General features: G+C 66.4%; 22 protein-coding genes. 10 read left to right on the plus strand and 12 right to left on the minus strand.

All coding sequences use genetic code 11. The features are described from left to right. The 11 genes from nuoK to ACFXHA_RS01385 form a co-directional block, all read right to left on the minus strand. Positions 1–300: an NADH-quinone oxidoreductase subunit NuoK gene (gene nuoK, locus ACFXHA_RS01335; RefSeq protein ID WP_379352020.1), complete on the minus strand. Its 300-nt coding sequence runs from the start codon at positions 298–300 to the stop codon at positions 1–3. Beyond that, positions 297–1148 (minus strand): NADH-quinone oxidoreductase subunit J, encoded by an 852-nt coding sequence (locus ACFXHA_RS01340; protein WP_379352021.1) that lies wholly within the window; start codon positions 1146–1148, stop codon positions 297–299. The genes nuoK and ACFXHA_RS01340 overlap by 4 nt, the downstream gene beginning before the upstream one ends. Beyond that, positions 1145–2920, minus strand: a complete 1776-nt coding sequence (nuoH, locus tag ACFXHA_RS01345) for an NADH-quinone oxidoreductase subunit NuoH (protein ID WP_379352022.1) — start codon at positions 2918–2920, stop codon at positions 1145–1147. The genes ACFXHA_RS01340 and nuoH overlap by 4 nt, the downstream gene beginning before the upstream one ends. After that, positions 2913–5384 (minus strand): NADH-quinone oxidoreductase subunit G, encoded by a 2472-nt coding sequence (locus tag ACFXHA_RS01350; RefSeq protein ID WP_379352023.1) that lies wholly within the window; start codon positions 5382–5384, stop codon positions 2913–2915. The genes nuoH and ACFXHA_RS01350 overlap by 8 nt, the downstream gene beginning before the upstream one ends. Next, complete coding sequence (gene nuoF, locus ACFXHA_RS01355) at positions 5381–6700, minus strand: NADH-quinone oxidoreductase subunit NuoF (protein WP_379352024.1); 1320 nt, start codon at positions 6698–6700, stop codon at positions 5381–5383. The genes ACFXHA_RS01350 and nuoF overlap by 4 nt, the downstream gene beginning before the upstream one ends. Continuing rightward, the gene (gene nuoE / locus ACFXHA_RS01360; RefSeq protein ID WP_379352025.1) at positions 6697–7389 is read right to left on the minus strand and encodes an NADH-quinone oxidoreductase subunit NuoE; all 693 of its coding nucleotides are present in this window, start codon (positions 7387–7389) and stop codon (positions 6697–6699) included. The genes nuoF and nuoE overlap by 4 nt, the downstream gene beginning before the upstream one ends. Beyond that, positions 7386–8717 carry an NADH dehydrogenase (quinone) subunit D gene (gene nuoD, locus ACFXHA_RS01365; RefSeq protein WP_379352026.1) on the minus strand — a complete coding sequence of 444 codons (1332 nt, stop codon included), beginning with the start codon at positions 8715–8717 and terminating at the stop codon, positions 7386–7388. Before nuoD ends, nuoE begins: the two co-directional genes overlap by 4 nt. Beyond that, positions 8717–9490, minus strand: coding sequence for an NADH-quinone oxidoreductase subunit C (locus ACFXHA_RS01370; RefSeq protein ID WP_379352027.1), 774 nt, complete (start codon positions 9488–9490; stop codon positions 8717–8719). The genes nuoD and ACFXHA_RS01370 overlap by 1 nt, the downstream gene beginning before the upstream one ends. Further along, the gene (locus tag ACFXHA_RS01375) at positions 9487–10041 is read right to left on the minus strand and encodes a NuoB/complex I 20 kDa subunit family protein (RefSeq protein ID WP_379352028.1); all 555 of its coding nucleotides are present in this window, start codon (positions 10039–10041) and stop codon (positions 9487–9489) included. The genes ACFXHA_RS01370 and ACFXHA_RS01375 overlap by 4 nt, the downstream gene beginning before the upstream one ends. Positions 10042–10115: 74 nt before the next feature. After that, complete coding sequence (locus tag ACFXHA_RS01380) at positions 10116–10496, minus strand: NADH-quinone oxidoreductase subunit A (RefSeq protein WP_379352029.1); 381 nt, start codon at positions 10494–10496, stop codon at positions 10116–10118. 275 nt (positions 10497–10771) lie between these two features. Further along, on the minus strand, positions 10772–11191 hold the full coding sequence (locus ACFXHA_RS01385) for a hypothetical protein (protein ID WP_379352030.1): 420 nt from the start codon (positions 11189–11191) through the stop codon (positions 10772–10774). Between the two features lie 126 nt (positions 11192–11317). Here ACFXHA_RS01385 and ACFXHA_RS01390 point away from each other — a divergent pair, with 126 nt between their 5' ends. The 8 genes from ACFXHA_RS01390 to ACFXHA_RS01425 all read left to right on the plus strand — a co-directional run bounded on the left by ACFXHA_RS01390 (position 11318) and on the right by ACFXHA_RS01425 (position 19514). Next, on the plus strand, positions 11318–12865 hold the full coding sequence (locus ACFXHA_RS01390) for a hypothetical protein (RefSeq protein ID WP_379352031.1): 1548 nt from the start codon (positions 11318–11320) through the stop codon (positions 12863–12865). Between the two features lie 19 nt (positions 12866–12884). After that, entirely contained in the window at positions 12885–13328 is a 444-nt protein-coding gene (locus tag ACFXHA_RS01395) for a hypothetical protein (protein ID WP_379352032.1), read from the plus strand. Continuing rightward, entirely contained in the window at positions 13325–14458 is a 1134-nt protein-coding gene (locus tag ACFXHA_RS01400) for an FHA domain-containing protein (RefSeq protein ID WP_379352033.1), read from the plus strand. Before ACFXHA_RS01395 ends, ACFXHA_RS01400 begins: the two co-directional genes overlap by 4 nt. A 60-nt stretch (positions 14459–14518) precedes the next feature. Beyond that, on the plus strand, positions 14519–16045 hold the full coding sequence (locus ACFXHA_RS01405; RefSeq protein WP_379352034.1) for a DNA mismatch repair protein MutS: 1527 nt from the start codon (positions 14519–14521) through the stop codon (positions 16043–16045). A 2-nt stretch (positions 16046–16047) separates the two neighbouring features. Then, on the plus strand, positions 16048–17544 hold the full coding sequence (locus ACFXHA_RS01410) for a DNA mismatch repair protein (RefSeq protein ID WP_379352035.1): 1497 nt from the start codon (positions 16048–16050) through the stop codon (positions 17542–17544). An 18-nt stretch (positions 17545–17562) separates the two neighbouring features. Further along, positions 17563–18159, plus strand: a complete 597-nt coding sequence (locus ACFXHA_RS01415; protein ID WP_379352036.1) for a hypothetical protein — start codon at positions 17563–17565, stop codon at positions 18157–18159. 89 nt (positions 18160–18248) lie between these two features. Continuing rightward, positions 18249–18677, plus strand: coding sequence for a CBS domain-containing protein (locus tag ACFXHA_RS01420; RefSeq protein ID WP_379352037.1), 429 nt, complete (start codon positions 18249–18251; stop codon positions 18675–18677). Between the two features lie 9 nt (positions 18678–18686). Beyond that, positions 18687–19514, plus strand: coding sequence for a dienelactone hydrolase family protein (locus ACFXHA_RS01425; protein WP_379352038.1), 828 nt, complete (start codon positions 18687–18689; stop codon positions 19512–19514). 26 nt (positions 19515–19540) lie between these two features. On the opposite strand, the gene ACFXHA_RS01430 is transcribed toward ACFXHA_RS01425, so the two are convergent. After that, a complete protein-coding gene (locus tag ACFXHA_RS01430; protein ID WP_379352039.1) occupies positions 19541–19870 on the minus strand; it encodes a hypothetical protein in 330 nt (109 codons plus the stop codon). Between the two features lie 200 nt (positions 19871–20070). Between ACFXHA_RS01430 and ACFXHA_RS01435 the strand changes: the two genes are divergently transcribed. Together ACFXHA_RS01435 and ACFXHA_RS01440 are read left to right on the plus strand one after the other, a co-directional pair. Continuing rightward, entirely contained in the window at positions 20071–21576 is a 1506-nt protein-coding gene (locus tag ACFXHA_RS01435; protein ID WP_379352040.1) for an FAD-binding protein, read from the plus strand. 157 nt (positions 21577–21733) lie between these two features. Next, positions 21734–22639, plus strand: coding sequence for an SMP-30/gluconolactonase/LRE family protein (locus ACFXHA_RS01440; protein WP_379352041.1), 906 nt, complete (start codon positions 21734–21736; stop codon positions 22637–22639). Positions 22640–22641 lie beyond the last annotated feature (2 nt).

A 22641-nucleotide genomic window follows, 5' to 3' on the forward strand; every position in this document is an offset into this window, starting at 1 on the left:
TCAGTACCGCAGCAGACTTGCGTCGTCGACCGAGGTCGAGCGGCGGGCACGGAAGATGCTCATGATGATGGCCAGGCCCACCACGACTTCCGCGGCGGCGACCACCATGGTGAAGAAGGCGAACACCTGTCCGTCGAGGTTGCCGTGCACGCGCGCGAAGGTGACGAAGGCCAGGTTGACCGCGTTGAGCATGAGCTCGATGCACATGAACACCACGATGGCGTTGCGCCGCACCAAGACTCCGGCCGCGCCGATGGTGAACAGCAGCGCCGAGAGGTACAGATAATTATCCGGGTTCACCGCAAGCCTTCCTCGGGGGAGTCGTTGCCGTCACTGTCGTTGTCGCCGTTGCCGTCTCCGACGGTCAGCACCACGGCCTCGGTGTGGGCGCGGTCGCGGCGGTGCCGCAGAATGCTGCTGACCGACAGCTCCTCGAAGGTGCCGTCCGGCAGTCGCGCGGGCGAGTCGACGGCATTGTGGCGGGCGTACACGCCGGGCGTCGGCAGCGGGGTGACCCGGGTGCCGACGCGGAAGCGTTCCTTCGACAGCGTGCGCTGATCGGTCGGCGGACCGAACCTTTCGCGGTGTGCGAGCACCATCGCGCCGATGGTGGCCGTGATGAGCAGCGCACCGGTCAGCTCGAACGCCCACACGTAGCGCACGAAGATGAGTTCGGCCAGCGCCCCGATGGTGTCGTTGCCGCCGAGCCCGGGCCCGGTCTCGGCGACCGACTTTCCGCGGACACCGCTCGCGATGCCGCCGATGAGCAGCATGCCGAATCCGATGCCCACCACGATGACCGCGAGCCGCTGTCCACGCAGCGTCTCCCGCAGCGACTCCGCGGAATCCACACCGACGAGCATGAGCACGAACAGGAACAGGATCATGACCGCGCCGGTATAGACGACGATCTGCACGATGCCCAGGAACAGCGCGCTCTGCGCGATGTAGAACGCCGAGAGCGTGATCATGGTGGCGGCCAGGCACAGTGCCGAGTGCACGGCCTTGCGCGCGCAGACCATGCCGAGCGCGCCGAGCACCGCCACCACCGCGAGGATCCAGAACTGGACGGCCTCACCGGTGGAGGTGTGGGTGACGATCTGCTGGCCCTGCTGGGCAATGTTGTTGGTAGCCAACGGATCGATCATTTCTTGACCCCTTCGGCTCCGGCGAGTTCGCTGGGCGCACCGGGAACTTCACCGCGGTAGTAGGAGCCCTCGTCCGCACCCGGGTACATGGCGTGCGGCGCGGCCACCATGCCGGGCTCCATCGGCGCGAGCAGATCCTGCTTCTCGTAGATGAGGTCGGCTCGGTTGTCGTCGGCGAGCTCGTACTCGTTGGTCATGGTCAGCGCCCGCGTCGGGCACGCTTCGATGCACAGGCCGCAGCCGATGCAGCGCAGGTAGTTGATCTGGTAGACGCGGCCGTAACGCTCACCGGGCGAGAAGCGTTCGTCCTCGGTGTTGTCGGCACCTTCGACGAAGATGGCGTCGGCCGGGCAGGCCCACGCGCACAACTCGCAGCCGATGCACTTCTCGAGACCGTCGGGATGCCGGTTGAGCTGGTGCCGGCCGTGATAGCGCGGCGCGGTCGGCGTCTTGACCTCGGGGTAGAGCTCGGTGTTCGGCTTCTTGAACATGGTGGACGCGGTGACGTAGAAGCCGCCGAGTGGTTCCAGCAGACCGGGTTTCGGCGTGGCCGCCATCGGTTCGGCGGGCATCGGCGGCACCGGGAATTCCGAGTACGCCCGGGTGGAGTCGGGATCCGGCGATGCCTTGCTGCGGTCGTCGCCCGCGTGCCCGGCCCGGATCACCAAGCCCAGCATCGCGACCGAGACCACGATGCCGCCGATCACCATTCCGGCCGTCTGAATGTGGGTCCCGTTGTCCTGCAGCACCTTCAGGGTCGCCACGAACATGACCCAGGCCAGCGACACCGGGATCAGCAGCTTCCAGCCCAGGTTCATGAACTGGTCGTAGCGCAGTCGCGGCAGCGTGCCGCGCAACCAGATGAACACGAACAGGAACGTCCACACCTTGGCGACGAACCACAGCATCGGCCACCAGCCGGAGTTAGCCCCCGCCCACAGGCTGATCGGGAACGGCGCGTGCCAGCCACCGAAGAACAGCGTGGTGGCGAGCGCGGAAACCGTTGCCATGTTGATGTATTCGGCCATCATGAACATGGCGAACTTGAGCGACGAGTACTCGGTGTGGAAGCCGCCGACCAGCTCACCCTCGGCCTCGGGAAGGTCGAAGGGCGCGCGGTTGGTCTCACCGACCATGGACACCGCGTAGATCAGGAACGACGGCAGCAGCAGGAACACATACCAGGTTCCGTACTGTGCCTTGACGATTGCCGAGGTGGACATGCTGCCCGAGAGCAGGAACACCGCCGCAAAGCACAGCGCCATGGCGATCTCGTAGGAGATGACCTGCGCGGTAGACCGCAGCCCGCCCAGCAGCGGATAGGTCGAACCCGACGCCCAACCCGCCAGCACGATGCCGTACACGCCGACCGACGCCATGGCGAGGATGTAGAGCACACCCACCGGCATATCGGTCAGTTGCAACGGTGTGCGGTGCCCGAACATGGTGACCGTCGGCCCGAACGGGATGACAGCGAACGCCATCACGGCCGGGATGAGCGAAATGACCGGCGCGAGAATGAAGATCGGCTTGTCGACGATCGCCGGGATGATGTCCTCCTTGAGGAGCATCTTCACGCCGTCGGCGATGGACTGCAGGCTGCCGCGCGGCCCGACCCGGTTGGGTCCGACACGCATCTGCATGAACGCCACGATCTTGCGTTCCGCGTACACCGCGAGCATCGGGATCAGCAGCAGGAAGACGAAGATGCCGACCGATTTGACCAGCACCAGCCACCACGGGTCGTGGCCGAACATACTCAGATCACTCACGGTGGTCCTCCCGTCGGATGCGAACGATGTGGCCGGGTGTGGTTCCGAGCTGCACCAGCACGTCGGACCCGGGGGAATTCATGGGCAGCCACACCACGCGGTCGGGCATCTCGGTGACGACCAGTGGCAGGGTGATGTGGCCGTGGTCGTTGCCGACCGTCACCGGATCGCCGGTGGTGACGCCGATTTCGGCGGCGGTGTGCGCAGACAGCCGCACCACGGGGGTGCGGGCTGTGCCGGCCAGGTTGGGTTCGCCGTCCTGCAGTCGACCGCGGTCGATGAGCATGCGCCAGGAGGCGAGCACCGCGGTGCCCGGATTGGGCTGGGCGATCGGGTGCGGACGGTGCACCGGGGTGGCGGCGGCCGGGCCGTCCCACACCCCGAGATCGGCCAATTCGGCACGGGCACTGGCCGCGTCGGGCAAGCCCAGGCGCATGCCCATGTCGGCGGCGATGGCGTCGAGCACCCGGTATTCCGGCATGGGCGCGGCCTCACGGCGCACGGTGGAGTCGCGCAGCGCGGCATCGAACTGCCGGTGCCGGCCTTCCCAGGTGAGGAAGGTGCCCGCCTTCTCCATGGCCGAGGCCACCGGGAACACGACATCGGCGCGGTCGCTGATATCGCTGCGGCGCAACTCCATCGACACCACGAAGGACGCGGCGTCGATGGCCCGCAATGCGGCGTGCGGGTCGGGCATATCGCCGACCTCGACACCGCCGATGAGCAGTGCGCCCAGTGTCGGTGCGGCGGCCAGGATGGCGGAGGTGTCGCGGCCCGGTGTCATGGGCAGGTCACCGATACCCCAGGCGTCCTGAACCTGTTTGCGCGCAGAGGGATCCGCGACGGGTCGACCACCCGGCAGCAGTACCGGGAGTGCACCCGCCTCGAGCGCGCCACGCTCACCGGCACGACGCGGGACCCACGCGAGGGCCGCGCCGGTCTCGTCGGCCAGGCGGGCCGCGGCGGACATGCCGCCGGGGATGCCACCCAGGCGTTCGCCGACCAGGATGATCGCGCCGGGTTCCCGCAGCAGCGACGCCACCTCACCCAACCGGGTGTAACCGGCTGTGGTGTCATCGGTTTCGCCGGTACGGATGGATTCGAGCACATGCGGCTCCGCGCCGGGCGCGGTGAGCAGCAGCGTCCCCGACATCCGTTGCAGGCCGCGGGTCACATACGGGGCGAGCGAGTAGATCGGAGTCCCGTTGCGTCGTGCGGCCTTCCGCAGCCGCAGGTACACCATCGGGGATTCCTCTTCGGCTTCGAAGCCGACGAGCAGCACGAACGGCGCGCGTTCCAGGGCCGCGTAGTCGACCGTGACGCCCTGTCCGGCAATGCGGGCGGCCAGGAAGTCGGCCTCCTCACCGGAGTGCTCGCGGGCCCGGAAGTCGATGTCGTTGGTGTTCAACGCGACTCGCGCGAACTTCGAGTAGGCGTAGGCGTCCTCGAGGGTGACACGACCGCCGAGCAGGACGCCTGCATTGCCGCGCGCCGAGGCCAGCCCGCGCGCGGCCGCATTGATCGCCTCCGACCAGGAGGCGGGCTGCAGCGTCCCGTCTTTCCAGCTGCGCACCATCGGCGTGGTGAGGCGGTCGCGTTCGGTGACGTAGGCGAACGCGAATCGGCCCTTGTCGCAGTTCCATTCCTCATTGACCTGCGGGTCGTCACCGGCCAAACGGCGCATCACCTTGCCGCGCCGGTGATCGGTGCGCTGCGCGCAACCCGAGGCGCAGTGCTCGCACACCGCCGGGCTCGACACCAGGTCGAAGGGCCGTGCGCGGAACCGGTAGGTGCTGCCGGTGAGCGCGCCGACCGGGCAGATCTGCACGGTATTGCCGGAGAAGTAGGAGTCCATCGGCTCCCCGGCGGCGATCCCGACCTGTTGCAGCGCACCACGATCCATCAGTTCGATGAACGGGTCACCGGCCACCTGCTGCGAGAACCGGGTGCAGCGCGCGCACAGCACGCACCGCTCACGATCCAGCAGCAGTGCCGAGGACAGCGGAATCGGCTTGGGGTAGGTGCGCTTCTCGCCGTCGAAGCGCGATTCGGCACGACCACTGGACATGGCCTGGTTCTGCAGCGGGCACTCGCCGCCCTTGTCGCATACCGGGCAGTCCAGGGGGTGATTGATGAGCAACAGCTCCATCACCCCTTCCTGGGCCTTCGCAGCGGCGGGGGAGGAGAGCTGGGTGTGGATCACCATGCCCTCGGCCACGGTCTGGGTGCACGAGGCGACCGGCTTGCGCTGGCCCTCGATATCGACCAGACACTGGCGGCAGGCACCGACCGGATCCAGCAGCGGATGGTCGCAGAAGCGCGGGATCTGGGTGCCGATCAGTTCGGCGGCCCGGATCACCAACGTGCCCGGCGGGACGGAAACCGTTGTGCCGTCGATGGTTACGGTCACCATGTCGGCGGGTGTCACGCCGCCGCTGGTACTGGAGCTCACTGTGGATGTCATCGCGCACCTTCCGCCCAGACGGTGGACCGGGCCGGATCGAACGGGCAGGCGCCGAGGCGGATGTGCTCGGCGTACTCGTCGCGGAAGTACTTGAGGGAGGAGAAGATCGGGCTGGCCGCACCGTCGCCGAGCGCGCAGAAGGACTTGCCGTTGATGTTGTCGGCGATGTCGGCGAGCTTGTCCAGATCCGTCTCGTGGCCCTGGCCGTGCTCCAGCCGCTCGAGCAGCTGGACCAGCCAATAGGTCCCCTCACGGCACGGCGTGCACTTGCCGCAGGATTCGTGGGCGTAGAACTCGGTCCAGCGCAGCACCGCCCGCACCACACACGTGGTGTCGTCGAAGATCTGCAACGCCTTGGTGCCGAGCATGGAACCCGCCGCCGACACACCCTCGTAGTCGAGGGCGACATCGAGGTGTTCAGCGGTGAAGATCGGGGTCGACGAACCGCCCGGGGTCCAGAACTTCAGGGTGTGGGCCTTGCGGACGCCGCCCGCGTATTTCAGCAACTCCCGCAACGTGATTCCGAGGGGGGCTTCATACTGGCCCGGTCGCGTCACGTGACCCGAGAGCGAGTAGAGGGTGAACCCCGGCGACTTCTCGGTACCGAAGGACCGGAACCACTCCACGCCATTGGCGAGGATGGACGGCACGGACGCAATGGATTCCACATTGTTGACCACGGTCGGGCACGCGTAGAGACCCGCGACCGCCGGGAACGGGGGACGCAGGCGCGGCTGACCGCGGCGGCCTTCCAAGGAGTCCAGCAGCGCGGTCTCCTCGCCGCAGATATAGGCACCCGCACCGGCGTGCACCACGATCTCGAGATCGAATCCCGAGCCCTGGATATTGCGGCCGAGATAGCCTGCGGCATAAGCCTGTTGGACGGCGGCCTGCAACCGGCGCAGCACCGTCACGACCTCGCCGCGCACGTAGATGAAGGCATGCGAGGCGCGAATGGCGTAGGCGGCGATGATGACGCCCTCGATGAGGGTGTGCGGGGCCGCCAGCATGAGCGGAATGTCCTTGCAGGTACCGGGTTCCGACTCGTCGGCATTGACCACCAGGTAGTGCGGTTTGACGGTGCCGTCGGGACCGGGCCCCTGCGGGATGAAACCCCATTTCATGCCGGTCGGGAAGCCCGCGCCACCACGGCCGCGCAGACCGGAGTCCTTGACGGTGGCGATGACGTCGTCCGGCTGCATCTTCAGGGCCTTGGACAGCCCCTGGTATCCGCCCTGACGGCGGTAGGCCGCCAGGGTCCAGCCGTCCGGGTCGCCCCAGTGCTTCGAGAGGACGGGTGTCAGAGCAGTCGTCACCGAGCACCTCCGGTCGAATCCTGTTCGGCGACCTGCAGACCGGCGAGCGTCGCGGGTCCCGCCGCGCCGTCGGTGGCTCCGGGCCGCTGGTCCTCGTAGCCGGCGAGAATGCGGGCGGTCTCCCGGAAGGTGCACAGCGGAATGCCGCTGCGCGAGCCGGTGACCTGCTCGCCGCGCCGCAGCGAATCCACCATCGCCTTGGCCGATTCCGGGGTCTGGTCGTCGAAGAACTCCCAGTTGACCATCACCACGGGCGCGTAGTCGCAGGCGGCATTGCACTCGATGTGCTCGAGGGTGACCGCGCCGTCGGCGGTGGTCTCCCCATGCTTGATCCCCAAGTGCTGCTTGAGCTCCGCGAAGATCTGATCCCCGCCCATGACTGCACACAGTGTGTTCGTGCAGACACCGACGTGATAGTCACCGGTCGGCGTGCGCCGGTACATCGAATAGAAGGTCGCGACCGCCGTGACCTCGGCATCGGTCAATCCCAGCTGCTCGGCACAGAATTCGATGCCGGTCCCCGAGACGTACCCCTCCACCGATTGCACGAGATGCAAAAGGGGAAGCAGTGCCGAACGCGAATGCGGATAGCGTTCGATGATCTCCTGGGCCTCGACTTGCAGCCGATCGCGGACCTTCTCCGGGTAGGGGATGGGCCGCACGGTCAGGTTGAGCAGGATCTCGGTCAACGGTCGACACCACCCATCACCGGGTCGATGGAGGCGACGGAGGCGATCACGTCGGCGACCAGGCCGCCCTCGCACATCGCCGCCACCGCTTGCAGATTCGTGAAGGACGGGTCGCGGTAGTGGACCCGGTAGGGCCGGGTGCCGCCATCGCTGATCATGTGCACGCCCAGCTCGCCGCGCGGCGATTCGACCGCCACGTACACCTGGCCGGGCGGCACCCGCAGGCCCTCGGTCACCAGCTTGAAGTGGTGGATGAGCGCCTCCATGGAGGTCCCCATGATGTTGCCGATGTGCTTGGGCGAGTTGCCCAAGCCGTCCGGCCCGAGCTGCAAGTCGGCAGGCCATGCAATCTTCTTGTCCGCCACCATGACCGGGCCCGGCCGCAGCTTGTCGAGGCACTGCTCGACGATCTTGACCGACTCCTTCATCTCGTTGACGCGGATGAGGTAGCGGCCGTAGCAGTCGCAGCCGGTGTCGACCTGGACGTCGAATTCGTAGTTCTCGTAACCGCAGTACGGCTGGGTCTTGCGCAGATCGTGCGGCAGGCCGGTGGAGCGCAGCACCGGGCCGGTGATGCCCAGCGCCATGCAGCCGGTCAGGTCCAGGTACCCGACATTGCGGGTGCGGGCCTTCCAGATGGGGTTCTCGTTGAGCAGCAACTCCATGTCCCGCAGCCGCTTCGGCAGCAGATCGAGGAGTTCGCGCACCTTCTGCACGCCGTCGTCCGGCAGATCCTGGGCGATACCGCCGGGGCGGATGAACGCGTGGTTCATGCGCAGACCGGTGATGGTCTCGAACACATCCAGGATCAGTTCGCGCTCACGGAAACCGAACAGCATCGGGGTGAGCGCACCCAACTCCATGCCGCCGGTGGCCAGCGCCACCAGGTGCGAGGAGATGCGGTTGAGTTCCATGAGCAGCACGCGAATGACGCTGGCGCGCTCGGGAATATCGTCGGTGATATCGAGGAGCTTCTCGACCGCCAGGCAGTACGCCGTCTCGTTGAAAAACGGCGACAGGTAGTCCATGCGGGTGACGAAGGTGGTGCCCTGCACCCAACTGCGGTACTCGAGATTCTTCTCGATGCCGGTGTGCAGGTACCCGATGCCGCAGCGGGCCTCGGTGACGGTCTCACCCTCGATCTCGAGAATGAGCCGCAGCACCCCGTGCGTGGAGGGGTGCTGCGGGCCCATGTTCACGACGATGCGCTCCTCGGCGACCCCGTCGAGCGCACTGCGAATCTCGTCCCAGTCATTGCCGACGACGGTGACCGCGCGTTCTGGCCGTTCCGAGGTGGCGGGCTGGGACTTGGTGTCGATGTCATTCATTACGAGTACGACCTCCGCTCATCGGGCGGTGGGATGCGCGCGCCCTTGTATTCGACCGGGATTCCGCCGAGCGGATAGTCCTTGCGCTGTGGGTGGCCACGCCAGTCGTCGGGCATGGCGATGCGGGTCAGCGAGGGGTGACCGTCGAACAGGATGCCGAAGAAGTCGTAGGTCTCCCGCTCGTGCCAGTCATTGGTCGGGTAGACCGAATACAGCGACGGCATATGCGGATCGGCGTCCGGCACCGAGACTTCCAGGCGCACCCGACGGTTGTGGGTAATGGAGATCAGGTGGTAGAGCGCATGCAGTTCGCGCCCCGTGTCCTCTGGATAATGTGCGCCGCTCACGCCCAGGCACAGTTCGAAACGCAGGGCCTCGTTGTCGCGCAACGTCTTCGCCACCCGCACCAGGTGCTCGCGGCGGATGTGCAGGGTCAGCTCGCCCCGGAAGACGACGATCTTCTCGAGCGCCTCCTCGAACGTCTCGGCCAGGGCCAGGCGCAGGTGCGCGATGATCTCGTCGAAGACCGGGCCGTAGGGCGGCGGCGTGCTGCCGGGCATATTGATGGTGCGCACCAAGCGGCCGTAGCCGGAGGTGTCACCGGTGCCCGTGACCCCGAACATGCCCTTGCGCACGCCGATCACTTCTTCGGCGGGCGCTGCGGGTTCGCGCTGTTCGGTTGACTCGGATTCTGTTGTCTCCGGGGTGTTTTCCTCGGGTACCACGGCCGCCTCCGGGGGGCTCTCCGTACCGGTGGGTGCATCGAAACTCATCGCAGCAGCCCCTTCAGCTGAATGGTCGGGGTGCTGGCGAGCGCGGCGCGCTCGGCCTCGCGAATCGCTTCCTCGCGATTGACGCCCAGCGGCATTTCCTGAATCTTCTCGTGCAGCTTCAGGATCGCGTTCAACAGCATTTCCGGCCGCGGCGGGCAGCCGGGCAGGTAGATGTCGACCGGCACGATGTGGTCGACGCCCTGCACCACGGCGTAGTTGTTGAACATGCCGCCCGAGGATGCGCAAACACCCATGGCGAGCACCCATTTGGGTTCGGTCATCTGGTCGTAGACCTGACGCAGGACCGGGGCCATCTTCTGGCTCACCCGGCCCGCGACGATCATCAGATCGGCCTGGCGCGGGGAGGCGCGGAACGCCTCCATGCCGAAGCGGGCGATATCGAATCGCCCGCCGCCGGTGGCCATCATCTCGATCGCGCAGCAGGCCAGGCCGAACGTCGCCGGCCACAGCGAACTCTTGCGCAGGTAGCCGGCCATATCTTCCACCGTGCTCAGCAGGAACCCGCTGGGCAGTTTCTCCTCGAGACCCATGTCGGACTACATCTCCCGGATCGGGACGCCCCGGCGAGGCCGGGGCGTCTTGAGTGAATTGGCTTGTGCGCCAATCAGTCCCAGCTGAGCCCGCCGCGCCGCCATTCGTAGGCGTAGGCGACGGAGACGTTGAAGATGAACAACGCCATCGCCGCCAGCCCGAACACTCCGAGCGCATCGAAGTGCACGGCCCACGGGTAGAGGAACACGATCTCGATGTCGAAGATGATGAACAGCATGGCGGTGAGGTAGTACTTCACCGGAAAGCGTTGGCCCGCAGCATTACCCGGCCCACCGCCGACGGCGTGAGGGGTGGGTTCGATGCCGCACTCGTAGGCTTCGAGCTTGGACCGGTTGTAGCGCTTGGGGCCGATGAGGGCCGCCAAGAAGATCGAGAACACCCCGAACGCGGCGGCAACCGCACCGAGGACAAGGGTCGGCACTTCTAGGTTCACAACAGAACTACCCCTCCTGCGAGCTGGACAACGCATAACGGATGGCAGCAGCGAGTGAGGCGGCGGCGTCATTGATACCGATGTCCATTGATACCGGAGCCCGCGCTCGTGTGAGCTACGGCACAGATTACAACCCGGACCAGAAGATACATGACGATTGGCGATTGCGTTTGATCGAATTCGGAACGGTCTTTTATGACCGAATCGACGCAATCACCAATGTCACGTGACGTGGAAACGCCCTGATCACAGGGCGAAGGAAGATCGGCCCGAGATCAGGCCGCGAAGCTATTACCGAGCACACCCAGCACGGCGTCGGTCAGCCGGATCGGATCGATGGGGTGCGAGACCGCCGCCTCGGCGCGCGACCAATTGGCCAGCCACGCATCATCGGGGCGGCCGGTCAGCACGACAATCGGTGGGCAGTCGGCGATTTCGTCCTTCAACTGCTTGGCCAGGCCCAGCCCGCCGGTCGGGGCCGACTCACCGTCGAGGATCAGCAGATCCAGACCGCCGGCATCCAGGCGCTCGACGACGACCGGACCCGTGGCCACCTCGAGGTACTCGATGGGCGGCAACTCCGGGTGCGGCCTTCTGCCCAGCGCCAGCATGATCTGGCTCCGGGTATCGGCGTCATTGCTGTACACGAGAACCCGCACCGCGGCGGGACGTTTGGCATCGGCCACGTTCCGCATGCTACGTCCCAGGTAGGGGACCGCGGGGCAGCTTCGCCCGAACTGGTGCGCGCGTCGCCCGATCACCTGTCGGGCAATAAGTCGATGGCAGTCGATCGGTAAGACACGACCGGTAGCATCCCGCAAATGAGGGGAGACATCACGCAACGCCTCATCGAAACCGACGTCTGGACCGACGAATTGGTGGGGCGGGCGGGGATTCCGGTCATCGATGTGCCGCTGGTGACGGTGGGCAGCGGGCTCGGATCGTTCACGGTTTTCGACGCGTTGCGGATCTACGGGGTGCCGGGGCGGGCGATGGCGGTACTGGGACCGCAAGAGGTGCCGTGGGGGTCCTATGAATACCTGACCCGGGTGTCGCAGATTCCACGCTCGGAACGACTGCGCAGTGACTCCGGGGGGATGCCGGACAATCTGTGGGGGTTTCCGTCGTATGCGGTCAGAGAGGCGATAACAGACAAATCGCTGAGGCCACTGTGGAATGTGTTGACCGAGCCCGTTTTCACCGAGTTCTACACTCCGCGCGCAGGACAGGTGTTCACCGCGCTGGAGCGGGAATTCCATCGTGTCGACTTCGCGCGATCGTTGCACCGAGGGCAGGTACGCATGGTGCGCAGACGCTTCGGGGGTGGCTATTTCACCATCCTCACGCCGCCCGAGGGGCGCTCCGCCACCAAGCGAATCGCATTCCGCAGCAGCTACGTTCACATCGCCGTCGGCTATCCCGGGCTGCGGCTGCTGCCGGATCTGCAGGAGTATCGCGAGCGCTATCGCGACCCGACCCGGGTGGTGAACGCCTACGAGCCGCACGAGCACGTGTACGAGGCGTTGCAACGTCGGCCGGGGACGGTGATGGTGCGCGGCAGCGGGATTGTTGCCAGCCGTGTGCTGCAACGGTTGATCGACGATCGAGACCGGTTGCGGCTCAACACCCAGATCCTGCATCTGTTCCGGAACTTCGTCGCGGGGCCGCACGGTCCCGCCGGGCTCGCGCGCCGACCGGGCGGCGACGGGTGGGCGTATCAGGCGTTCAACTTCCCCAAGGCCAGCTTCGGCGGTCAGCTCAAACAGAAGCTGCGCACCCTGGAAGGGCGTGAGCGGGCCGAGGCGCTGAAGACCATGGGCGGCACCACGACACCGCCACACAAGACCTGGCAGGCGCAGCTGGCCCGCGGGCGGGCGCAAGGGTGGTATCAGATCATGGTGGGGTCGGCACGCAACCTCCGGCCGGATCGGGGCAGGCCCGGCGTGGTGACCACCGTCGTGCCGGAATCCGATCCGACGCTGCCGTTTCCGTCGGCCGACCGTCCGATCGACACGCATGCCGACTACATCATCGACTGCACCGGACTGGAGGCCGATATCCGCGAGCATCGGCTGCTGGCCGATCTGCTCGATCACGCGGGCGCGGGGCGTAATCCGCTCGGCCGGTTGGATGTCGACCGGACCTTCGAATTGCACGGGACGCGAAGTGGCAACGGACGCATGTATGCCTCGGGCAGCGCCACACTCGGCGGCTACTTCGCGGCGGTCGACTCGTTCCTCGGCCTGCAGTACGCGGCGCTGGAGATCGCCGACGATCTGGCGGCACTCGGCTTCTGCGGGCGGCTGACGGCGGCGCGGTCGGTGCGGCAGTGGTGGCTATGGGTCAACAATCGGAAGATCCCGGCATGACCCTTCGGAAGATCTCGCTATGACACCGACGCTCAACGGCCGCATCCAGACCCGGGTGCTCGTACTCGCCGTCATCGGGCTGCTGGTGGCGTTGCCGGTGACACCACTGTTGCCGATGGGGCGGATGTCGCTGCTGCAGGGTTACCGGGTCACCCTGACGGTGCTGCTCGCGGTGATACTGGTGGGTGTGGGGTGGGAGCTGCTGTACCACGGGCTGCAACAGTTCCGGTGGGACAAGGACTGGCCGACGCTGTTCGGACTCGTCACCATCGTGAACGAGGGGCTGCTCATGTGGCTGCTGGTGCGCTACACGACGATCGTGTTGCCGCACGGATTGCGGCCGTCCGCATTCGCCTTCGGCGTCGACTTCACGCTGACCTGGCTGACGTTCTGGCTCTTCGTCAACGGCCCGATCCGGGTGCTGCTGCCACGCTGGCGGTTCCGCGGAGGCCGGGTGATATGACCGGCCGGGTGGAGGTGGTGCCCGGACGGCACCTGGTGGCCAGCATCGACGGGGTGGTCGTGGTTGTCGCGCACCGCGATTCGAGCGTGCTGACCGCCGACTCCGAGGCCGTCGCGACGCTGGACAAGGTGCTCGAACTGGTCGCCGAGGCGGCGTCGCGGGAGACGCGGCGCACCGGACGCACCTTCGCGCGACTGGTCAGCACCTGGCTGATGGCCCGCGAGGACGAGGAGCGGGTGGAATTCGGGGTGCTCACACCCGGCAATCGCGGACTGGCGGTCTTCCTGCACGGGCGGATCACCGCCGTGCTCGAAGGCACCGAGCATCGCGAGGTATTGCGTGGGCGGGACGCGGGATTCACCGTCGACCGGGTCCTCAGTCCCGGCCCCGCACGGGCCGCCGCGCTCTTCGTCGACGAGGAGGGCGCTCGCGACGACCTGCCGCCGCCGGGCGTGTGGGCGCTGCGCGACGGGCGGATGCCCGGCTCGGGGGCGGTGGTGTGGCTGGGGGAGCGGGCCGAAAGCGTGTCCCGCCCCAGCGGTTCCGGGCTGCGGGCGCGCTCGGAGCCCAGACGGCGTCCGGCCGAACGCCGAAACGGGAGCGCCGCACCCGATTCCGGCATGAACCGCAAACTCGCAGCGCCTGCAACCCCGAAGACCGAGGTCGTGGTGCACGGATTCAAATGCGCGCGTGGCCATCTCAACGACCCTCGCGGATCGTTCTGCACGGTCTGCGGCATCCGCATGGAACAAATGACCTGCGTCCTCACCGAGGGCGTCCGCCCGCCCCTGGGCGTCCTCCTCCTCGACGACGGCACCTCCTACGTCCTCGACACCAACGTGGTCATCGGCCGCGAACCCGAACGCTCCGAACACGTCCGGCAGGGGGCGCACGCCATCCGCATCCCCGACGCCTCCGGCGGCATGTCCCGCGTCCACGCCGAGATCCGCCTGATGGAATGGGACGTCCTCGTCATGGACCGGGGCTCCGCCAACGGCACCCACATCCGCCCGCCCGGCCGCACCGACTGGGTCCGAGTCGACCCCGGCCGCCTCACCGTCCTGGAACCGGGCACCCAATTGCTTCTCGGCGGCCGAGTTTTCACCTTCGACTCGCAGCACGGGCGCTGAACTAGGCTGGGGACGGATGGAAAGCGGCGTCCGCTGGACGTAGCGAGGGGAGACGATCCGATGGTGCAGTTGCCGAGCGTTCTGTGGCGCGATCCGGAGCACAGAATCATCGTGCAGCCCACTGCGACTCTTCTTTCCGACCTGAATCTCGAACGCATCTTCGCCGAGATCGCGGGACGGGGGAGCAGCCCCTCGGTCGACCGCCTCCTGCGCGCACCACTCCTGCACAGCGAGGATGTCGAGTACCGGCGAGCGGTCTTCGAGGATCTTTCCTCGCCGACCCTGCGCACGCCGCTGGAGTCGTTTTCACGGGCGATCGGCGAGATCCGGCGGCGCCTTACCGAGCTGTCGATGGTCGACCATCCGATCCTCAGGTGCCGAGGTCGCCTGGACGTCTTGAATACCTATTGCCGGACGGTATCGGCCCTGGATCAGAGTCTGGACGGCATCGCACCCGAGTCGCACGGACTGAAGTCGTGGCGAGACTTCCTGAAGACCTATGTCGACCGAGCCGAGTTCCAGGGACTTGTATCGCAGTGCGCGCAAACGCTCGCCGAACTCGGAAGGATCCGGTACTCGATGCGGATCGAGGATCGCCGGATAGTGCTCGACGAGGCCGGCGGCGCACCGGATTACACCGCGACGGTCGAGAATCTGCTCGAGCCTTTCCTGGACGGCTGGACACCGGCCGAGCCGGACAGTATTCCGTGGTCGACGAGTGTGCACCCGGTCGAAGAGCGTGTTCTCGACGAGCTTGCTCAGATGTTTCCGCTGCCGTTCGGCCGGATGATGAAGCACGCAGACTCCGGTAGCGAATTCGTGGATCCGGTGATCGAACGTGTCGCGGATGAGCTCCAGTTCTATTTTTCATACCTGCGATTGGTCGACAGATTGTCGGCCCTCGGCTTGGAATTCTGCCTGCCCGAGGTGACCGACTCGTTCGAAGGTATTCGAGTGCAGGGCGCGTACGATCTGGCGCTCGCGGTGAAGCGTGCCGACGAAGGTATCCTGCCCGTCACCAATGACTATCGGCTCACCGACAATGAACGCATCATTGTCGTCACGGGACCGAATCAGGGCGGCAAAAGCACCTTCGCCCGAATGTTCGGTCAGGTTGCCTACTTTGCCGCACTCGGCTGTCCGGTTCCCGCGAGACAGGCCAGGGTGATGCTCACCGACGGAATAAGCACTCACTTCGAGAGGCCCGAACACTCCTCCGATGCCGCCGGCAGATTACAGAGCGAGCTGTCAGCGATCGGTCAGACACTCGAGCACGCGACAGAGCGGACGATAATCATCCTGAACGAGAGTTTCAGCTCGACCGCATCCGTGGACGCTCGGCAGATCGGGGAGAAGGTCTTGCGCCGGATATCGGAACGGAAATCCATCGCAGTCTTCGTGACATTCATCGACGAGCTGTCGAGGCTCGACGGCATCGTGAGCATGGTTGCGGGCATCGGCGGCGATCCGACGCTACGGACCTTCAAGCTGGAACGAAAGCCCGCGGACGGCAGGGCATATGCGGCCGCCCTGGCAGACCGGTTCGACCTCTCCTACGAAACGATCGTCGGCCGGGTGACGCGATGAAGGTGAACCTACTCGGACCGGACGGATGGGGTTCGTCCCAGGTTGGCGAGAACGGCACGACCGTCGCCGATGATCTCGAGTTGTCAATCATGTACGGCGCCATGGCAAGTGGTGACCAGTTCATCCGTACCGTCGCCGCCGACGTTGTTCCTCGATCGTTGAATGACTTCGCTGTCATCGAGTACCGGCAGCGAGTAGTGGCCGACAGTTGCGCGAATCCGGCACTGGTCCGGGAGCTCTACGCCATTGCGACCGAAGCCGCGGGCGCGCGACGCTGGATGGTCGGTCGCGATCGCGGGGCGCGTGGAAAGCTCTACCTGTCCCTGGAGCCGTTGACCAAGCTGATCGGCTTCCTGCGGCAGCTGCGATCCACCTGTGAACCGAGTTTCTCGAACTTCGAGTCCGAGGGATTCTCCGGGCTGACGAAGACGCTGACCGACAATTTCGGGGATGAGTATCTGGCCGAAGTCGAGCGTCACATCGATATCCTTCAGTTCGAACACGGATTCGCGATCAGTGCAGAACTCGGGTCCGGTGGCGGCATCGCAAACCCGGTGTTGCACGAACCTCCGGCACCGTCCCGACGCCGGCAATCGGTCTTCGGTGCTCGCGGACGGCGAGTAGTAGCGGTCTCCGACACCGACGAGAGCGCGAAGAAGTTCATCTGGCGTCTCGTCGGAAACAGCCTCGATCGCGTCGCCGACGTCGTCTCTCATGCCACCGATACGATCGACCACTTCTTTCGAGATCTACGTACCGAACTGGCCTTCTGCGTTGGTTGCGTGAACCTCTTCGAGCGCCTGCGACACGACGGGTATGCCGTCTGCTATCCAAAGCCCTTGCCACAGGGCAGCGGTCCATCGTTCAGCTTTCGCTCATTGCGAGACCCGGCACTGTGCCTGTCAGCCGTATCGGCGGTGGAGGCGAACTCGATCGACGGCCGAGGCACGCAGCTGACCGTCATCACGGGTGCCAACAGTGGCGGGAAGTCGACCTTCGTCCGCAGTTTCGGCGCTGCCCAGCTCATGATGCAAGCGGGCATGTTCGTGGTCGCGGAAGCCTACGAAGCAGACATCCGGAGCGGCATCTTCACCCACTTTCGTGTTCCGGACGACTCCTCGATGACCTACGGCCGGTTGAACGAGGAGCTGGTGCGGATGCGCGACCTGACCAACCGGATCCAGCCGACCTCCCTGGTGCTGTGGAATGAACCATTCTCCTCGACGAGCGAGCGGGAGGCCGCCGAGATACTGACGCCGATCACCGAGGCACTGCTCGACTCAGGCGTGAAAGTGGTTGTGGTAACCCACTTGTACGACTACGCGTCCGGACTGGCCGATCGCCGGCGCCCCACCGACCTGTTCCTCCGCGCGAACCGGCTCCCCGATGGTTCGCGAACCTTCCAGCTGGAAGTCGGCGCGCCCGCCACGACGAGCCACGCCATGGATATCTATCGACGAGTATTCGACCGGTCGAGCGAGTTGGGCTCGGATCAATAGCCGATAGGCGGTGTCTTCGTGCGCTCGGTGGGGGCGACCGGGCGGCGAAGCGAGCTGTCGGCGTTGGGAATCGGGGCGGTCGGGCTGGACGAGAGTACCGAGTCAATCCCGGTGGACAAGCGGATGCGGGCGGCTGACGGGGTGTGGGCCATCGGGGATGTCACCGGTGCGGGTGGGTTCACACATGTGTCCAGGTATCAGGCGCGGATCGCGGCGGCCGACATTCTCGGTGCGGGGTCGGAGGTGGCGCAGTATCGGGCGGTGCCGCAGGTGACGTTCGCCGATCCGGAAGTCGGGGCGGTCGGTATGACCGAGGCGCGGGCTCGCGCGGCCGGGCTGAGCGTCCGCACCGGTTGCACCGAAGTGCCCGCCTCCGTGCGCGGTTGGATCCATAAGGTCGGCAATGCCGGATTCATCGAATTGATCGAGGACGCCGATCGCGGGGTGCTCGTCGGAGCCTGCTCGGTCGGCCCGCAGGGCGGCGAGGTCCTCGGCGCCCTGGCCGTCGCCGTCCACGCCGAAGTCCCGACCGCTGTACTGCGACAGATAATCCTGGCCTACCCGGCCTTCCACCGGGCCATCGAATCCGCCCTCGAATCCCTCGCTTCCGGTTAGGCATCCGTTCGTAATCTTTGCTGTTCACGCTCGGGTATCAGCGGCATCCTGGTAACCATCTCTGGTCCCGAGCGTTGGGCGGTGGACATATGCGGATCTCGGAAATCCTGCGCCGTAAGGGCAGCGGCGTAGTCACGATTGCACCGGATGCAACAGTGCGTGAATTGCTCAGAGTCCTGTCGGCACACAATGTGGGTGCGGTGGTGGTGTCGGCCGACGGTGCCGCCATCTCCGGCATCGTCTCCGAACGAGACATCGTGCGCCGGCTACACAGTCAGGGTGCGTCGCTGCTCGACGCCCCGGTTTCATCGATCATGACCGCCGCGGTCCACACCTGCTCCCCGGACGATCAAGTGGAAACCCTCAATGCCACCATGACCCAGCACCGCATCCGGCACCTGCCGGTGCTGCACGAGGGCCGGATGGTGGGCGTCGTGAGCATCGGCGACGTGGTCAAGAGCCAGATCTCCGAATTGGAGACCGAACGTGAGGCGCTGGTGCGTTACCTCCACGGTTAACATCCCACTGTGGAGTCCGAAAACCTAACGCCCGATGACACTCTCGCCGATTTCGACCGGCGGGTGATCTCCCTCGATGGCGACGACAAAACCGTCTATGTGGCGGGCACCGGCCCGGCGGTCGTGATCATGCCGGAGATGCCCGGCATCAGCCCCGACGTGCTCCGATTCGCACGCTGGGTGCGCGACGCCGGGTTCACGGTGTATGTGCCGTCCCTGTTCGGTGTCGACGGCGCGTATCCGACCGTGGAGTTGGCCGAGCCGATCGTCCGGAAGGCCTGCGTCAGCAAGGAGTTCCGGGCCTTCGCCGGGGGCGGCACCAGCCCCGTGGCCGTCTGGCTGCGCGCACTGGCCCGCCTGGCGCACACGGAATCCGGTGGGCCGGGAGTCGGGGCGGTCGGCATGTGCTTCACCGGAAACTTCGCGCTCACAATGACCCTCGAACCCGCCGTCATCGCCCCGGTCATCAACCACCCCTCGCTGCCACTCGACGACCCCGCCGGGCTGGAACTGTCGCCCGCGGACGCGACGGCGATCGCCGAGCGCTTCGAACGTGACGATCTGCGCGCGCTCGCCTACCGCTTCGACAACGACAAATGGTGCACCGGCCAACGATTCGCCGCCTACTCCCAACTCCTCGGCGACCGCTTCGACGGCCGCGTCCTCGCCGGCGACGATGCCAACCCCAAGCCGCCGCCGTTCTTCGAGCATGTCGTCCAGACACCACACAGCGTCGTCACCGCCCACCTGGTCGATGAGGAAGGCCACCCGACAGTGCGGGCGCGCGACGAGATCCTCGCGTACCTCCGCGACCGCCTGCAGACGGAGTCTTCGTAGCATCGGCCGAATTTCGGGTGGATAGCTCAGATGGTCCAGGTGATCGGGTAGTTGACGGTCGGGGCGAACGTCAACGCACCGAGCGCCTTGAACTCCCCGCGGGCGGTTTCGACCATCTCCTTCAACGTGTCCATCTGCTCGGCGTGTTCTTCGGTGTCCCAGATGCTGATGTTCACGATCGAGCCCGTCGGTGAGACGGCCGTGAACCAGTGCAGCAGGCCCGGCAATGCCTCGATTGCCGGGACCAGGTAGTCGGCTTGTTTCGTGGCCAGGGCGTCGACCTCCGCGAACCGGCTCGGGTCGAAGCTGCCGCGTGCGACGTGGATGACGGCGGTGGACGGCAAGGACTCGGTCATGATGACTCCCTCTCACGGAACTCGGATGCGAACTCGCGTGAGGATTCTCGACTGTGCTGGCAGTCCGCTGGCAGCGCAGTCGAGGCGCTGAGCGACGACGCCGCGTTCGACATACGGAGCCGATTTCTCGCCGCAGCAAATAAGGTGAATCATGATCGGCTGAAAAGTGTTGTCGGGCAAGGACGGGTAGGTCGCGGGGTTTGAAGTCGCAAACAGGGCGTTCGATCTCGCGCGGTACGTTCCTGCGAGGAGCGCTCGGAATCGCGGTCGCCGGTGCCGGATTGGCCGGGGCCAGTCGGCTGGCGGTCTTCGATCAGGCGGCCTCCGCCGCCGGCGCGGAGCGCAAGCCCCCGATCGCCCCGGCCCGGACCGCGAGCGACGGACCCGACTGGACCGGGCTGCAAGGCAAACTGCGCGGGCGCGTGATCATGCCGGCCGATCCGCGCTACGCGCAGACCAAAGAGGTCTTCAACACGCGGTTCGACGATCAGACACCGACGGCCGTCGTGCAGGTCGCCGACGCCGAGGATGTGGCCACGGCGTTCGCCTTCGCGGCGGACAACAACCTTCAGGTGGCGGCACGGGCCGGCGGGCATTCCTACGCCGGGTTGTCCACCGCGACCGGCACTCTGGTGGTCGATGTCCGCGGGCTGCGCGGCGTGGTGGCGGCGGACGGGCGGGCTGTCGTAGCACCGGGGCACACGCTCTACGAGGTGTATCAGGAGCTCGACAAAACCGGGCAGAGCCTGCCGACGGGCATGTGCCCCAGCGTCGGCGTCGCGGGTCTCACCCTCGGCGGCGGCTACGGTTCCGACGCCCGAGCGCACGGTCTCACTTGTGATCGGCTCACCGCCGCGACCCTGGTGCTGCCCGACGGCACCATCACCGAGGCATCCGCCGCCACCCGCCCGGACCTGTTCTGGGCGCTGCGCGGCGGCGGTCCGCTGTTCGGCATCGTCACCTCGATGACCTTCGACACCATTCCGGCGTTGACGAAAGACGTCGTGCGCCTCACCTTCTCGGGTGATGACGCGGAGCAGGTCATCAACGGCTGGCAGCAGTGGCTGCGTGACGCGCCCCGCGAGCAGTGGGCCGATGTCAGCATCGACGCCAACGGGGAAGGCGGCCTGCACTGCTGGATGCAACTGGTCTGCCCCGAGGGCACGTCCGACACCGTCGCGGCGACTCTCGTCGAGGCGATCGACGTCGCGCCGATCGCCACCGACCCTCGCACCCTCACCCACCTCGACACGGTCCTCTACCTCGCGGGCGGCACGGCCGATCAGCCCCGCGCCGCGTTCACCAACGGCTCCGACATCGTCTCCACCCTCACCCCGGACACCGTCGGCCGCATCGTCGACGCCGTCACCCGCTTCTCCAGCGTCGGCGGCACCGGCTGGGTCCAGATCAACACCCTCGACGGCGCGGTCCGCGACCTGTCACCCACCGCCACCGCCTACCCCTGGCGCAACCACGCCGCGATGGTCGAATGGGGTGCCTACGAACCGATCCCGCACTCCGCCGCCCTGGACTACCTGGCCGACGCCCACAACGCCCTCACCCCCGAATCCGTCGGCGCCTACATCAACTATCTCGAGCCGGGCGACCCGATCTCCCGTTACTACGGCCCCAACCACACCCGCCTCGCCGCCCTCCGCGCCCGAGTCGACCCGGACGACCGGATCCGTACGGTGCTGAATACGTGATGCGGTAGCCGAGCCGGGTAGCGCCTGCACGGCCCGGGATTGATACGGCCGGACGGTCTCTCGACATCGTCCGCCACGATGCCGCGCGCGACTGCCGGAGCAGCATCGCCGAAATCTACGCTGCGCCTGACGAATCCACGAGATCCGAGGGGGAGCAGTGCGCAATCGAATCCGGTCACCGCGATCACGCCACCGCCGTGCGCTGCTCAGCGTCGGCCTGCTGACGGTTGCGGCAGCCACGCTGACTCCTGGACCGCCCGCCGTGGCGGAACCCGGTTGCACGGCAACCGTGGACACGGTGGTCACGGCACGAATACCGGTGCTGGACTGGGCCGAGAACCTGGCCTACGACCGACAGGGCAATCTGTGGGTGTCGCGACCGGTGCACAGCGAGCTGGACCGCTACGACAGCTCCGGGCGGCTCACCGCGACCGTCTCGATCCCCTATCCGATGGCTGTCCGGCTGGGTCCGGACGGCTGGTTGTACGTGGTGTCCAACGGACTGCCCGGCGCGCTGGCGGGTCAGTCCACCGTGATGAGATTCGATCCCGCCGCGCCGGATCCGCAGCAGTTCACTGCGGGTCTGCTTGCTGCCGACGGCGCGGTCTTCGATGACGACGGCAATCTGTATGTGTCCGATCTCTATACCGGCGTGGTCCGTATCCGGCCCGACGGAACGCATGACACCGCCTGGAATGCACGAGCGAATCTGTTCTCCCCCAACGGCATGGTGGTGATCGGCCGCAACCTGTACATCAATGTGACGGCCAGCCTGGGTGGCCAGGTCGTGCGTATGTCCCTGGACGACCCGGCCGACCGCAGTGTTGTCGCGGATCTGCTCCCCGGCGGAATGCCCGCGTTCCCGGACGATCTCGCGGTGGGTCCGGACGGCAACCTGTACATCGCGACCGGCGGCATCGGCCGTCTCATGCGCCTCGACCCCGCCACCGGCAGCGTCTGCCAGCTGACCGCAACGGAACCGATCACCGCCGTCGCGGTCTCACCCACCGGCGACCTGATGCTCTCGAGCGAACTCGGCAACATCCTGCGTGCCCGCCTATGACG

It is taken from the genome of Nocardia sp. NPDC059240 (assembly GCF_042753865.1).
Taxonomy (GTDB): Bacteria; Actinomycetota; Actinomycetes; order Mycobacteriales; family Mycobacteriaceae; genus Nocardia.

Bases quoted from the DNA above. Each gene is read 5' to 3' on its own strand.
- ACFXHA_RS01340 (WP_379352021.1), bottom strand. From the start codon at position 1,148: ATGATCGATCCGTTGGCTACCAACAACATTGCCCAGCAGGGCCAGCAG.
- ACFXHA_RS01350 (WP_379352023.1), bottom strand. From the start codon at position 5,384: ATGACATCCACAGTGAGCTCCAGTACCAGCGGCGGCGTGACACCCGCC.
- nuoD (WP_379352026.1), bottom strand. From the start codon at position 8,717: ATGAATGACATCGACACCAAGTCCCAGCCCGCCACCTCGGAACGGCCA.
- ACFXHA_RS01370 (WP_379352027.1), bottom strand. From the start codon at position 9,490: ATGAGTTTCGATGCACCCACCGGTACGGAGAGCCCCCCGGAGGCGGCC.
- ACFXHA_RS01375 (WP_379352028.1), bottom strand. From the start codon at position 10,041: ATGGGTCTCGAGGAGAAACTGCCCAGCGGGTTCCTGCTGAGCACGGTG.
- ACFXHA_RS01385 (WP_379352030.1), bottom strand. From the start codon at position 11,191: ATGCGGAACGTGGCCGATGCCAAACGTCCCGCCGCGGTGCGGGTTCTC.
- ACFXHA_RS01390 (WP_379352031.1), top strand. From the start codon at position 11,318: ATGAGGGGAGACATCACGCAACGCCTCATCGAAACCGACGTCTGGACC.
- ACFXHA_RS01395 (WP_379352032.1), top strand. From the start codon at position 12,885: ATGACACCGACGCTCAACGGCCGCATCCAGACCCGGGTGCTCGTACTC.
- ACFXHA_RS01400 (WP_379352033.1), top strand. From the start codon at position 13,325: ATGACCGGCCGGGTGGAGGTGGTGCCCGGACGGCACCTGGTGGCCAGC.
- ACFXHA_RS01405 (WP_379352034.1), top strand. From the start codon at position 14,519: ATGGTGCAGTTGCCGAGCGTTCTGTGGCGCGATCCGGAGCACAGAATC.
- ACFXHA_RS01420 (WP_379352037.1), top strand. From the start codon at position 18,249: ATGCGGATCTCGGAAATCCTGCGCCGTAAGGGCAGCGGCGTAGTCACG.
- ACFXHA_RS01430 (WP_379352039.1), bottom strand. From the start codon at position 19,870: ATGACCGAGTCCTTGCCGTCCACCGCCGTCATCCACGTCGCACGCGGC.